Consider the following 13,435-nt stretch of genomic DNA (forward strand, 5'->3'; position numbering starts at 1 on the left):
AGTCGAGGACCGACACCACCGGCACCGGACCGCGACGGGCGTTCCGCCGAACGGAGCAGGGACAGCGCTGCGGACTCGTGTTGACCGGTGGCGTGAAACCGCGACACGCCACCCGGATGCGCCTGAGCACACCGTTCACACCGCCAACGCCCTTGATGGTAACGGTGTCGGAGGCCGAGCAGGACACGTTCGAGGGCCGCCTGAACGCTCCGATCCACAGTGGACCGCTCCCCCGTTGATCACCCCGGATGTCCACCCGAGCACCCGGTCACAGCGAGGACCCGCTATAACGACACACCGTGTGCTGCGGTTGGGTGGGTTTTGCGCGGACGATGTAGTAGGACTCCACGATGGCAACGCCACGGCGAATCGGACGCGACACAAGGCCTGGGAGCCACGACGTGAAGGAGCTCATGGGCGTCGGATCGGACCACGAGGTGGTGGTCGAGCTGGCGCTGTCGGCCGGGCGGGCCGTTGCCTGGTGGTTCGACGTCTCCACCGACACCCTCGCCTGGATGCCGGGTCTGGGTGAGATGGTGGGCGTGCCGGGTTCGGACGAGAATCTGGTGAGGGCTCGTCTGTCCGAACTGGTCGCCCCGCTGACGGTCGCCGCGAAGGCCGCTCCGGTGTGGCAGGACTACGAGCTGGAACAACCGTGCGAGACGCCAGGAGGAGCCATCCGCTGGATCCAGTTCCGGGCGCGTGTCTCGGGCGAGTCGGACAGCAGGCGCCTGGTCGGCGTCGCCACCGACGTGACCGAGCAGCACCAGCAGGAGCAGGCGCTCACCGACCTGGCCGAGCGGTACCGGCTGCTCGTCGAGCTGTCGCCGGAGGCGATCGTCGTGCACGAGGCCGGGCTGATCGTGTACGCGAACCCGGCCGCGGTCCAGTTCACCAGGGCGGGGTCCGCCTCCGAGCTGCTCAACCGCCCGATCACCGACTTCGTCCACCCGAACTCGGTGTCGCCGATGCTGCACCGCATCTCCGAGTTAGGCGCGCCGGGCGCCACGAGCGACCCGGCTGAGGCAGTCCTCCTCCGGTTCGACGGCGGCACCCTCGACGTCGAGTCGGTGTCGGTGCGGACCACGTGGGAGGGACGCCCGGCGTTCCAGGTGATCATGCGCGACGTGACCGCCCAGAAGGCGGCAGCCGCGGCCCTGCACTACCAGGCGGCCCTGGTCGCCCACGTCAGCGACGCGCTGGTGGCGATGACCGCCGACGGTCTCGTGACGAGCTGGAACCCGACGGCCGAGACCGTGTACGGCCGTCCCGCGAGCGAGGCGATCGGGCAGCCGATCGAACGGGTGGTCGCCGCTCCCCTGGACCCCGTGTCCATCCTGGAGTCGGGCGGCGTGGAGCAGGCCGTCCACCACCGGGCCGACGGCGCCCCCCTCGCGGTCCGCGTGTCGGTGGCGCGGATGGACGACGGGTACGTGCTGGTCTGCGCGGACGAGACCGCGCGCAGACGGGCCGAGCAGCACTTCACCACCGTGGTGGCCGCCCTGGAGGAGGGCGTGATCGTCGTGGGGCCCACCGGACTGGTCGAATCGGCCAACCCGGCGGCCGAGCGCATCCTCGGGGTGAACGCACAGGAGATCGTGGGCCTGCCGACGACGCTGGCCGAGCTGTACGACGAGACCGGCGCGCGCCTGCCCGCCGCGAACTACCTGTCGGCGCGCACGCGGCTCACCGGGGAGCCGCAGAACGGGCGCATCCTCAGCCTGTCCAGGCCGGACGGAGCCCGCATCTGGCTGTCGCTGAGCTGCCACGCCCTCGACTCCGGCGGTGAGGGGCCGAGCGCCGTCGTCGTGTCGTTCACCGACATCACCGAGCGCAGGATGCTCGACGGGATGCTGGAGCACGAGGCCACGCACGACGCGCTGACCGGCCTGTTCAACCGGACGGTGATCATCGAGCGGCTCAGCGGGGCGTCGAGGAAGCACCGCTCGGGCCGGACGGCGGTCCTGTTCATCGACCTGGACAAGTTCAAGATCATCAACGATTCGCTCGGCCACAGCGCGGGCGACAAGGTGCTCCAGGTCCTCGGGGCGCGGCTGAGCCGCGGCGTCCGCCGCGGCGACGTCGTCGGCAGGCTCGGCGGCGACGAGTTCGCCGTCATCGCCCACGGCACCGCGGGCCCGGAGGAGGCCACCGCGCTGGCCGAGCACATCCGCGGCGCGCTGAACGAGCCGATCACCGTGGACGGTCGGAACCTGCACATCGACGCGAGCGTCGGCATCGTGATCGCGGACCAGGACGACCCGCGCGACGGCGCCGACCTGCTGCGCGACGCCGACCTCGCGATGTACGAGGCCAAGACGCGGGGTCGGGGGCGGCACGCGTTCTACGACGTCGACCTGCTCGAACGCACCCAGCGGCGGCTCCAGCTCGAACAGGACCTGCGCGAGGCGCCCCGCCGGGGCGAGCTGTGGGTGGCCTACCAGCCGATCGTGGACCTCCGCACCGGCCGCACCACCATGGTCGAGGGCCTGCTGCGCTGGACGCACCCCCGCTACGGCCTCATCCCACCCGTGGAGTTCATCGGGCTCGCCGAGGAGAGCGACCTGATCAACATCATCGGCGTCCACATGCTCCGCACCGCGACCAGGGGGGTCGTCGAGCTGCGGGCCCGCCACGACCCGGACCTCCAGCTCGCCGTGAACCTGTCCGCGCGCCAGCTCGACGACCCCTACCTGGTCACGGCCGTGCGGGAGGCGCTGCGGACCGCCGACCTGCCGCCGAACGCGCTGTACCTGGAGATCACCGAGAGCGCGCTGATGCGCGACCCGACCATCGCCGCCCGCACGCTCGCGGCGCTGCGGGACCTCGGTGTCCGGCTCGCCATCGACGACTTCGGCACCGGGTACTCCTCGCTCGCCCAGCTGCTGACGCTGCCGCTGGACACGCTCAAGATCGACCAGTCGTTCACCACCGGGCTCGGCAAGTCCGCCGACGCGGAGGCCATCGTCACCAGCATCATCGCGATGGCGCACGCCGTCGACCTCACGGTGGTCGCCGAGGGCGTCGAGCACGAACTCCAGCTCGACGTCCTGCGCAGGCTGGGCTGCGACCAGGCCCAGGGCTACCTGCTGGGCCGTCCGGCCGCCGAACCCGACCTGGACCGGGTGTTCTGACTCCGCCGGGCGGGCCGCGCGGCCCGCCCGGCGGAGTCACCGTCCAGACCGGACCCGAGAGGGGGCTCCCGGAGGACGGTCGAGCGCCGCACCCGCCGGATCAGGACCGCGGGCGCTTGGCGGGCTCGACGGGCCGTTCCCTCAGGCGCGCCTCCTCGCGGCGGACGTCGGCCTGCGTGGCGCGCTCCTTGCGCAGCCAGGACGGGATGTCCGCCTTCAACGCCTCGATCTGCTCGGTCGTCAGGGCCTCGGTGACACCGCCGCGCACCAGGCCGCCGATGGAGACGCCCAGCTTGGTCGCGACGACCGACCGCGGGTGCGGCCCGTTGCGCCGGAGGTCGCGCAGCCACTCCGGCGGGTCGGCCTGGAGGGCGTTCAACTCGTCGCGCGAGACGACACCCTCCTGGAACTCCGCGGGGGTGGCTTCGAGGTACACACCCAGCTTCTTCGCCGCTGTCGCGGGCTTCATCGTCTGGGGGGTCTTCTGCGACTTCATGGGGGTCAGGGTATCGGGCCCGTCCGCCGCTCCCGGTCACGCCCGGTAATCTGACCTCGTGACCGGCTCGGACGTACCCGCACCCTTCAGGCTCGCCTACGTCCCCGGCGTGACGCCCAGCAAGTGGGTGCGGATCTGGAAGGAGCGGTCGCCCGACGTCCCGCTGGTCCTCGTCCCGGTGTCCGCCGCGAACGCCGCCGCCGCGGTGCGCGACCGCGAGGCCGACGCCGTGCTGCTGCGGCTGCCGGTCGACCGGACGGGCCTGCACGCGATCCCGCTCTACACCGAGACGACCGTGGTGGTCGTCCCGAAGGACCACGCCGCGGCCTCCGCCGACGAACTGTCCACCGAGGACGTCGCCGACGACGTCGTGCTGCACCCCCTCGACGACGCCCTCGACTGGGACGGGCCGCCCGGCCGCCCGGCGATCTCCCGCCCCGCCACCACGGCCGACGCCGTCCAGCTCGTGGCGGCGGGCATCGGCCTGCTCGTCGTCCCCCAGTCCCTCGCCCGCCTGCACCACCGCAAGGACCTCACCTACCGGCCGCTCACCGACGCCCCCGAGTCGCGGGTCGCGCTGTCGTGGCTGGAGGACGAGACGACCGACCTGACGGAGCAGCTCATCGGGATCGTCCGGGGCCGGACCGTCAACAGCACGCGCGGCCCGGCGTCCGCGCCCGCTCAGCCGAAGTCCACGGCCGAGGCCCGCAAGCCCGCCGCGAAACCCGCCCGCAGGACCCCGCAGCGCGGCGCCACCCCCAAGGCGGGCAAGCGCGGGAAGCCCCGCCGCCGGACGTAGCGGCAGCCCTGCCCCGGCCGCGGGGGGTCACCGGGCGGGCACGGCTCCGCAAGGCCCGCTGAACGGCCACGCCCCGACCACCACCGCGGACGCCGTCGCCACCGCGTCCCGACTCCCCCGCCACCACCGGCGTGACCTGGTCGTGGCGCTCCCCAGGGTCAACGTCGGCGTGCCTGCCGCGCGACGGCGCTCGTCGTGTCCACCGTGACCACCCGAGACCTCACGACCGCCACGGCCCCGTCGCGGGAAGAAGGTGCACCGCGCGCCCTCCGGCGGCGTCCGAAGCGCGGTGCCCCGTCCGCGAGAGCTTATTTCAGTCAACACTGAAGCCTTCACGGACACCGACAGCTCCGACTCCGCCGAATGCGCCACGACGAACGCCGCTACCGCTCCCGGCGTCCAGCCCGTTAGCTCGAACACGGCTTTCCCTATCCCTGCGGAGGCAGCCTTGTTCTCGAAGAGATCCACGACACCGCTGGTGGGCGTCCTGCTGCTCACCGGTGCCCTGCTCAGCCCGCTGACGGCGACGGCGGCACCCGCCGTCGCCCTGGCCGCGCCGGACATCCCGGTGGCCAACGTGCGGGCCCACCTCAACGACCTCCAGGCCATCGCGACGAGCAACAGCGGCAACCGGGCGCACGGCAGGCCGGGGTACCGCGCGTCGATCGACTTCGTCAAGGCGAAGCTGGACGCGGTCGGGTACCAGACGTCGTTGCAGCAGTTCACGTCCAACGGCGCGACCGGCTGGAACCTGATCGCCGACTGGCCGGGCGGCGACCCGCAGAACGTGCTGATGATGGGCGGCCACCTGGACAGCGTCAGCGCCGGTCCGGGCATCAACGACAACGGGACGGGGTCCGCGGGTGTCCTGGAGGTCGCGCTGACCGTCGCCCGCGAGCAGTTCCAGCCGCAGAAGCACCTCCGGTTCGGCTGGTGGGGCGCGGAGGAGCTGGGCCTGGTCGGGTCCACGTTCTACGTGAACAGCCTGCCCGCCGCCGAGAAGGCGAAGATCAAGGCCTACCTGAACTTCGACATGACCGGCTCGCCGAACCCCGGCTACTTCGTCTACAGCGCCAGCGGCCAGCCCACCGGATCGCTGGAGGTGCAGCAGGTCCTGGAGTCGCACTTCGCCGGGATCGGCGTGCCGACCGAGCTGACGCAGGTCGGCGGCCGGTCCGACCACGCCGCCTTCGCCCGCGCGAACATCGCCACCGGCGGCCTGTTCACCGGGGCCGAGGTGGTCATGACCAGCGCGCAGGCGCAGAAGTGGGGCGGCGTGTCGGGCCGCGCGTTCGACCCGTGCTACCACCGGTCGTGCGACACGATCACCAACGTCAACGTCCCCGCGCTGGACCGCAACACCGACGCCATCGCCCACGCGCTGTGGACGCTGTCCGGGGCGGGCACGCCGCCCGGTCCCCGCTTCGAGAACCAGACCGACGTGGCGGTCCCCGACCTGAGCACGGTCGAGAGCCCGATCACCGTCTCCGGCGTGACCGGCAACGCCCCGGCGGCGCTGGGCGTGGGGGTCGACATCACCCACACCTACCGCGGTGACCTGGTGATCGACCTCATCGCGCCGGACGGCACCTCGTTCCGGCTGAAGGGGTCCGGCAACGACAGCGGCGACGACGTCGTCACGACCTACTCGGTGAACGCCTCCGGCGAGGTCGCCAACGGCGTGTGGAAGCTGCGCGTGCAGGACGTCGCCGCGCAGGACGTCGGCCGGATCAACGGCTGGTCGCTCCAGTTCTGACGCGGGGCCGGGTCCCGTCGCGCCACGGCTCGGCGGGGCCCGCCCAGGTGGTCCACCGTCCACGGAGGACTCCCGGATCGGTGGGAGCGGGCGGGCGCCGCGCGCCCACCCGCTCCCCACCACGGGTTCGGACCTCCGGGAGGAGCCGATCCGAACCCGACCCGTCCGGTGCGCGCCCCCCAGAGCTGCGCACACCGGCTCGCGGCGGGTGCCGCGCGTCCCGTCGAGCCACCGGGCCGGTGGGACGGCCCGTGCTCGCCGCGCGCACCCCGTGGCGGTCCTCCGCTGCCGTCGTCCTCCCTCCCCGGAACGAGTCGGGCGTCGGACTGGACCGGTGCCGGTGGTCCTCACCGGTCCGCTGCCGACGATGCCGCACGGCGGCCGGTCGGGGTGATGTTCCGACCGAACCCGAACGCGGTATAACGGGGGCGGACGATCACCTCGGGAGGACCATGCGATCGCCGCGCGAACCGGAGGACCCGTTCGCGGTGCTGCCGGACCCCGGTCGGGCCGAGACCCTGGACGACCTGGTGGACCGGTTGCGGTCGCTGAAGGTCTGGGCGGGCGACCCGTCGTACGGGACCATCAAGGACAGGGTCAACGCGGCGTGGACGGCCGCGGGCAGACCCGCGGGCGACCTGGTGGGCAAGACGACCGTCGTGGACTGCTTCCGGTCCGGTCGCCGCAGGCTCAGCACCGACCTGGTCCTCGCGATCGTGTGGACGCTCCACCCGGACGAGGGCTACGTCGCCCAGTGGCGGCAGGCCCTCCGGGTGATCAGCGGGGAGATCAGCGCGGCGGCGCAGGTCCGCGTCCGGGACGCCCTTCCCCCCGACCTCGCCGGGTTCACCGGCCGCGCCGCCGAGCTGGACCGGCTCGACCGGGTGCCGAGCGGTGACGGCGAGCCGGTGGTGATCTCCGCGATCGAGGGCATGGCGGGCGTCGGCAAGACCCGGCTGGCCGTCCACCACGCGCACCGGCTGCTGCGGCGGGAACCGTTCGACCGGGTGCTGTTCGTGGACCTGCGCGGGTTCCACCCCGACCCGGCCCAGCCGCCCGCCGACCCGGCCGCCGTCCTGGACGGGTTCCTGCGCCTGCTCGGCGTTCCCGGCCACGAGGTCCCGCACGACGTCACCGAGCGCGCCGCCGTCTACCGCGACCGGCTCGCGGGCACCCGCGCGCTCGTCGTCCTGGACAACGCGGCCACGGAGGACCAGGTCCGCCCCCTGCTGCCGGACTCCCCCGGTTGCACGGTGCTGATCACCAGCAGGCGCCACCTCACCGACCTCAAGCCCGCCCACCACCTCGCCGTGGACGTGTTCACCCCCGACGAGGCGCGGTGGTTCCTCGGCGACGCCGTGCCGGACGTGCCGGTCGGGCCGAGCCAGGACGCGGTCGACCGGATCGCCGCCCGGTGCGGCCACCTCCCGCTGGCACTGGGCCTGGTCGCCGGGCACATCCGCGGCACACCGGACTGGACCCTGTCCGACCACGCCGACCGGCTGGACGAGCGCCACCGCGACCGCAGGCTGGAGGGCGGGGTGGAGTTCGCGCTCGACCTGTCCTACCGGAACCTGCCCGCCCAGCGGCGCAGGCTGCTGCGGCTGGTCGCCCTGCACCCCGGCCAGGACTTCGACGCGCACGCGGCGGCCGCCCTCGCCGACACCGGCCTGCGCACCGCCCGCACCGAGCTGGACCACCTGTGCGACGAGCACCTGCTCCAGGCCACCGCGGGCAGGAACGCGTTCCACGACCTCGTCCGCGCCCACGCCGCGCTGCGGGCGGGTGACGAGGACCGGCCGGCCGAGCGCCGGGCGGCCCTGACGCGCCTGTTCGACCACTACCTGGCCACCGCGTCCGCCGCGATGGACACCCTGTTCCCGGCGGAGGCCCACCACCGGCCGAGGGTCGCGCCGCCCGCGACACCGGCCCCGGACCTGTCCGACCCGGACGCGGCGCGGGACTGGTTGGACACCGAGCGCCCCATCCTCGTCGCCGTGGCCGCGCACTCGGCCCACCACGGCTGGCCGACCCACGCCACCCGGCTGTCCGCCACGCTGTTCCGCTACTTCACCGGCGGCCACTTCGCCGACGCGGTGGCCGTCCACGGCCACGCCCGGCACGCCGCGAGGATCACCGACGACCCGACCGCGCAGGCTGCGGCGCTGACGAACCTGGGCGTCGCCCACCTCCAGATGGGCGGCCACGGGTCGGCCGCCGACTGCTTCGCACGGGCCCTCCCCCTGTTCCAGCAGACCGGGGACCGGGTGGGCCAGGCCCGCGCGGTGCACAACCTCGGCATCGTCGAGCAGCGGCTCGGCCGCCACGAGTCGGCGCGGGAGCACTACGAGCAGGCGCTGGAGCTGTGCGGGCTGACCGGTGACCGGACCGGTGAGGCCGGAGCGCTCAACGGCCTGGGGATGGTCGAGTTCCGGTTGGGCCACCACGAACCGTCGGCCGAGCACCACGCACGGGCGCTGGCGCTGTTCCGCGAGGTCGGCGACCGGATCGGCGAGGCCAACTCGCTGCTCAACCTGGGTGACGTCGAGGTGGCGCTGGACCGGTTCGACGCCGCGGCCGAGCACCTGGGGCAGAGCCTGGCGCTGTACCGGCGGCTCGGCGACCGCGACGGCGAGGCCTGGACGGTGGACAGCCTGGGCACGCTCGACCTGCGCCGGGGCCTGCCCGAGGCCGCGGCCGACCACTACGAGCAGGCCCTCCTCGTCCACCGGGAGACCGGCGAGCGCGACGGTGAGGCCGCCGCGCTGAACGGGCTGGGCGAGGCCGCGCGCGCTGCCGGGCGCGCGGCCGACGCCGTCACCCACCACGGCGCCGCCCGTGCCATCGCCGCCACCACGGGCGCCCGCGACCAGCTGGCCCGCGCCCACGCTGGTCTCGGCGTCGCCCACCAGGCCCTCGGCGACACCGCCGCCGCCCGTGAGCAGCACCGGCTGGCGCTGGCCCTCTACACCGACCTCGGGATGCCGGAGGCGGAGCTGGTCCGCGCCCGCCTCGCCGAGGCGGGGTGACCGCCGTGGGGGACGCGGTCCGGCCGATCGCGTCCCCCGCCGCGGTCAGAGGTAGCCGAAGACCGGCGGGAACACCAGGACCACGATCCACGCCCACACCGCGAACACCGGCAGGTAGGCGGTCTGCCAGCGTTCGAGCGCCGCGAACGGCGTGCGCCGCCGGATCAGGCCCAGCAGCAGCCAGGTCGCCCAGACGAGGTTGGCCAGCAGGATGACGTTCTCGCCGAGCGCCGCCGCCTTGTTGGGGGTGGTGCCGTACTCGGTGATGCGGCCGGTGATCTCCAGCAGCACCAGCACGTCGATGGCCAGCGCGCTGACCACGAGCGCGAGCTGGAGCTTGTCGAACAGGCCAGCGGGGGCCAGCGGGTCGCGGGCGGAGATCGTGTAGAGCAGCAGCGCGAGCACCACGACCAGCAGCAGGTCGAACAGGATCAGCGCTTCCCGCTCGACGTCGATGCGCCCGCTGCTGATGCCGAACGCGACGAGGAACGCCAGCAGCACCAGGGTGAACAGCGGCGTGAACAGCCGGGTGAGCACCGGGGCGATGTTCTCGACGACGCTCTGCTTCGCCTCGACGAGCCAGCCCGCGACGACCACCGCGGCCATGCCTCCGCACGGGACGAGCCACTGGACGACGAAGGTCTCCGGGGAGATCCCGATGGCCTCGAACGTCCCGAACGTGAACGCGATCAGCACCCCGCCGCCGAGACCGATGAGGACGGAGTAGACGAACCACTCGCCGGTGAAGCGGACGAAGTCCATGCGGCGGCGCGGCGAGCGCAGGTCGTCGGACACGTAGGCGAGACCGACCGCGAACCACAGCGCGATGGGGAGGTGGATGCTGGTCAGCACCACCGACTGGGACTCCTCCCCCAGCGGGTAGGCGTTGGCCGCGACCGCGCCCAGCGCGAACAGCGCCACCAGCACGCCGATCACAGCCCTGGAGGCGTTGCGGCGCCACGCGAGGAACCCGGCCAGCCAGGGCAGCGCGAACAGGCTGATGTTCGGCGCGTAGAAGGTGCTGTCCTCCTCGAACGCCAGACCGAACAGCTCCGGCACCTTGATCGACACCGCGGCGCCCGCCGCGCAGGCGATCATCGCGAGCAGGTCGTTGCGCGACCGGGTGCTCGTGGCGGGGCCGTCGGTGTCACCGGTCAGCACCAGCTGCTTCCACAGCCGTTCCGAGTGCTCGCGGGCGAACTCGCGCGACAGGTCGTCCAGGCTGCCCATGCGCTTCACCGCGACGAGGAACGCCTCGTCGGCGTGCAGGCCCGACGCCACCAGCTCGTCGACGGAGCCCCTGAGGTGGTCCTCCAGCTCGTCGGCGTCGGGCTGCCGCAGCTCGCGGCGGCGCTGCACGTAGTGCCGCCACTGCGCGAACTGCTCCTCCAGCTCGTCCTGCCCCCCGGTCATGCCAGGCCTCCCAACGGGGTCGCGGTGAACGGCCTGGAGTCGCCGTGCCCGCGCCAGATCTCCTTGAGGGCGTCGACGACGGTGTCCCACTGCCTGCGCTGCTCGGCCAGCTCGGCCAGCCCGCTCTCGGTGATGCGGTAGTACTTGCGCCGCCGCTCGCCGGGGACGGACTGCCAGTTCGCCTCCACGTGCCCGAGGCGCTCCAGCCGGTGCAGCAGCGGGTAGAGCAGCCCCTCGGTCCAGTCCAGCTCCCCGCCGGACAGCTCGTTGATCCGCCTGAGGATGGCGTAGCCGTAGCTGTCCGCCTCGGCCAGGATCCCCAGCACCATCGGCGTCGCCGAGGCGGCCACAAGGTCTTTGGTGACTTTCACGCGTCCTGCTCCGTTCGATACCCTAGAAGTACTAGGCATAGTAGTTCTAGGTATCACTCAGCGCAAGGAAGCCCCTCCCCGGCGGGTACCGAGCGCACCGTCGAGGCCGCGGACCGGACCGCCACCACCGAGTGCGCGACGACGATCGTGCGGGGGTCACGACGACGACCTGCGCAGCGTGGCGCGCACCGCCGCGCGCGCCACCGGGCCGAGGTCGTCGATCACCTCCACGAGCACCGCCATGCGGTCCAGCGCGTCCAGCGCGGCCTGCGCGCCCACCGGTTCGACGCCCTCGAACAGCTCCAGGCCGATGAACCCCGCGCACACCGCGCGGGCCAGTCCGCCCGTGTCGACGAACGAGGTCAGCGGGGAGTCGGCCAGCAGCCGTTCCAGGGTCCGCTCGATCGGGTCGATCCACAGGTGCAGCGACGCCGAGGTGGCCTTGGCGAGGGTCGGGTCCGTCTGGGCGCCCGCAAGCACCTGGGCGAGCACCATCACGTTGCCCAGCGAGCGTTCCTCGACGTGCAGGCGGCGGCCGAGGTCCAGCAGCTCCCGCAGGGTGGTGACCTCGTCCAGCCGCTCCAGGAACGGCGCGACCCTGGCGCGGGTGGCGGTCACGCACGCCTGCTCGACCAGGTCGTGCACGCTGCCGAAGTGGTAGAACACCAGGGCCTGGTTGACCCCCGCCGCGGCGGCGATGGTCCGCGCGGACGTCCCCGTGATGCCGTGCTGCCGGATCGTGTGGATCGCGCCGTCGATCAGGCGCTGTCGGGTGTCGGCCATGGTGATCACGGTAGGCGCGCGGGTCGGCGGACCCGTTCCGGGCGCGCGCACAGGAACGGGCGGGCGAGGGCGAGGGCGGTCGCGGTGAGGCCGATCCCGACGTAGACCGGCGCCAGGTGGCCGGTGTCGTGGTAGTGGACCGAGCCGTGCACGACGACCGCGGGCAGGAACCCCGCGACCGCGGCGAGCGCGAGCGACCACCAGACCCACGCCTCGCCCCGGCGCCACCCCCACGCGCTCAGCAGCGTGATCGCCGCGGCGGCGGCCATCAGCGCGCCGCCGAACCCGGCCCGGTCGTGCGCGATGAACGACAGCAGCCGCGGGTTGGCGGCGGCCAGCTCCTCCGGACCGGTCCCGAGGAACTCCAGGTCGCTGGCGACGAACACGTCGGTGAGCCCCACCACCGACACCACCGCGCCGCCGGTGAACAGCCCGATCCCCGTGCACACCATCAGGAGTTGGCCCACCAGCGCGCGGCGGCGCTCGCGTTCGGGGCCCTCCTCCCCGATCGTCCAGCGCGGCCTGTCCGGTGCGCGGTGGACGGCGACCAGGAACATCGGGAACAGCACGACGGCGACCGCGGTGTGCAGCGGTTCCACGAACCCGAAGCCCAGGAAGTACAGCAGCGTGGGGAAACCGATCCACCCGGACGCCAGGTAGGCCTCGCGCGCCCACGGCCAGCCCCGCCGCACACCGCCGACGGCGAGGCCGACGTAGAGCACGCCGATCGCGACCATCGTGCCCGCCATGGTGATCCGGTCGTGCTGGAGGAAGCCGACCAGGTGGTGGTTGACCGCGTGCAGCTCGTCCACGCCTGCGCCGAGGAACGCGCGGTCGTACCAGAGCAGCACCGGCCCGAGCGTGATCACGGCGGCGCCCAGGCCCGCGCCGACCATCCCGAGGCCGACCAGCAGGCCCCACCACCACGCGGGCCACCGCCGGGGGTCGAACCCCTGGCCGCGCGGCGGGGGCGCGGGATCGGTGGGGGTCGCCGCCTCCACCACCCTGGCGAACCAGCCGGGTCCGGCCGCCACCAGCACCGACGGCGTGGCCAGCACCACCGCGGCCGGGTCGGCGAGCGCGTCGACGGCGGCCTCCACGCCGGGGTTCGTCACGTGGAGCAGGTTCGGAGCCGGTCCGGTCAGGACGGCGTCGACGTGCGGTGCCAGCGCGGCCACGACGGCCGCCGCGTCCGGCCCGACCGCGCGCACGACGACCGGGACCCGCCGCCCGCGCGCGGCCTCGACGACCGCGGGGACGTCCGCCGGACCGACCGGCGCCACCTCGACCAGCCCCGCGCCCAGCGGCGGCAGCGCCCGCACGGCGTCCCGCGCCGCGCTGGGCGGCACCACCGCGCCGAGCCTGCTGCGCACCGGCACCCCGGCGACCGACCCGGCCAGGCGCGCGGGCGGGTGCCGGTGCCCGAACCCCCTGGCGATCAGCCGTCCACCGCCGGGCAGCGAGCCGACGGCGGCCAACGTCCGCAGCGCGACCCGCCGCGACCGCCGTGCGCCGAGCAGCGCGGCGGCGATCCCGCGCAACGGCTGGTAGGTCCAGTCGGGCACTAGCCGTTCCTTTCCGGCGAGGTCCGCGGGGCCACGGCCGCCTGCGGGGACGTTCCGCGACGACCACGCCCCGCGAGCCGAACGACATC

General features: G+C 73.5%; 9 protein-coding genes. 4 read left to right on the top strand and 5 right to left on the bottom strand.

The window, feature by feature from the left end; translation table 11 throughout:
• Positions 1–413: 413 nt before the first annotated feature.
• On the top strand, positions 414–3,134 hold the full coding sequence (locus tag AC156L_RS12070; RefSeq protein ID WP_414720050.1) for a sensor domain-containing protein: 2,721 nt from the start codon (positions 414–416) through the stop codon (positions 3,132–3,134).
• Positions 3,135–3,234: 100 nt separating this feature from the next.
• On the opposite strand, the gene AC156L_RS12075 is transcribed toward AC156L_RS12070, so the two are convergent.
• Positions 3,235–3,630 carry a DUF5997 family protein gene (locus tag AC156L_RS12075; RefSeq protein ID WP_330879349.1) on the bottom strand — a complete coding sequence of 132 codons (396 nt, stop codon included), beginning with the start codon at positions 3,628–3,630 and terminating at the stop codon, positions 3,235–3,237.
• Between the two features lie 58 nt (positions 3,631–3,688).
• Between AC156L_RS12075 and AC156L_RS12080 the strand changes: the two genes are divergently transcribed.
• From AC156L_RS12080 to AC156L_RS12090, 3 genes are all read left to right on the top strand, one after another.
• Positions 3,689–4,429: a LysR family substrate-binding domain-containing protein gene (locus AC156L_RS12080; protein ID WP_330879350.1), complete on the top strand. Its 741-nt coding sequence runs from the start codon at positions 3,689–3,691 to the stop codon at positions 4,427–4,429.
• Positions 4,430–4,877: 448 nt separating this feature from the next.
• Positions 4,878–6,185, top strand: a complete 1,308-nt coding sequence (locus AC156L_RS12085) for a M28 family metallopeptidase (RefSeq protein ID WP_330879351.1) — start codon at positions 4,878–4,880, stop codon at positions 6,183–6,185.
• A 452-nt stretch (positions 6,186–6,637) separates the two neighbouring features.
• Positions 6,638–9,214 (top strand): ATP-binding protein, encoded by a 2,577-nt coding sequence (locus tag AC156L_RS12090; RefSeq protein WP_330879352.1) that lies wholly within the window; start codon positions 6,638–6,640, stop codon positions 9,212–9,214.
• A gap of 45 nt (positions 9,215–9,259) precedes the next feature.
• Here the strand turns inward: AC156L_RS12090 and AC156L_RS12095 are convergent, their stop codons facing one another.
• The 4 genes from AC156L_RS12095 to AC156L_RS12110 all read right to left on the bottom strand — a co-directional run bounded on the left by AC156L_RS12095 (position 9,260) and on the right by AC156L_RS12110 (position 13,346).
• Entirely contained in the window at positions 9,260–10,627 is a 1,368-nt protein-coding gene (locus tag AC156L_RS12095; RefSeq protein WP_330879353.1) for a permease prefix domain 1-containing protein, read from the bottom strand.
• Positions 10,624–10,998 carry a PadR family transcriptional regulator gene (locus tag AC156L_RS12100; RefSeq protein ID WP_330879354.1) on the bottom strand — a complete coding sequence of 125 codons (375 nt, stop codon included), beginning with the start codon at positions 10,996–10,998 and terminating at the stop codon, positions 10,624–10,626. The genes AC156L_RS12095 and AC156L_RS12100 overlap by 4 nt, the downstream gene beginning before the upstream one ends.
• A 156-nt stretch (positions 10,999–11,154) precedes the next feature.
• Positions 11,155–11,781: a TetR/AcrR family transcriptional regulator gene (locus AC156L_RS12105; RefSeq protein ID WP_330879355.1), complete on the bottom strand. Its 627-nt coding sequence runs from the start codon at positions 11,779–11,781 to the stop codon at positions 11,155–11,157.
• A 5-nt stretch (positions 11,782–11,786) separates the two neighbouring features.
• Positions 11,787–13,346 carry a hypothetical protein gene (locus tag AC156L_RS12110; RefSeq protein WP_330879356.1) on the bottom strand — a complete coding sequence of 520 codons (1,560 nt, stop codon included), beginning with the start codon at positions 13,344–13,346 and terminating at the stop codon, positions 11,787–11,789.
• Positions 13,347–13,435: the final 89 nt, after the last annotated feature.

The sequence above is a fragment of the Umezawaea sp. genome, from assembly GCF_057122925.1.

What these genes read in the sequence shown, in the direction of transcription:
- AC156L_RS12070 (WP_414720050.1), top strand. Translation starts at nt 414, where the DNA reads ATGGGCGTCGGATCGGACCACGAGGTGGTGGTCGAGCTGGCGCTGTCG.
- AC156L_RS12075 (WP_330879349.1), bottom strand. Translation starts at nt 3,630, where the DNA reads ATGAAGTCGCAGAAGACCCCCCAGACGATGAAGCCCGCGACAGCGGCG.
- AC156L_RS12090 (WP_330879352.1), top strand. Translation starts at nt 6,638, where the DNA reads ATGCGATCGCCGCGCGAACCGGAGGACCCGTTCGCGGTGCTGCCGGAC.
- AC156L_RS12095 (WP_330879353.1), bottom strand. Translation starts at nt 10,627, where the DNA reads ATGACCGGGGGGCAGGACGAGCTGGAGGAGCAGTTCGCGCAGTGGCGG.
- AC156L_RS12105 (WP_330879355.1), bottom strand. Translation starts at nt 11,781, where the DNA reads ATGGCCGACACCCGACAGCGCCTGATCGACGGCGCGATCCACACGATC.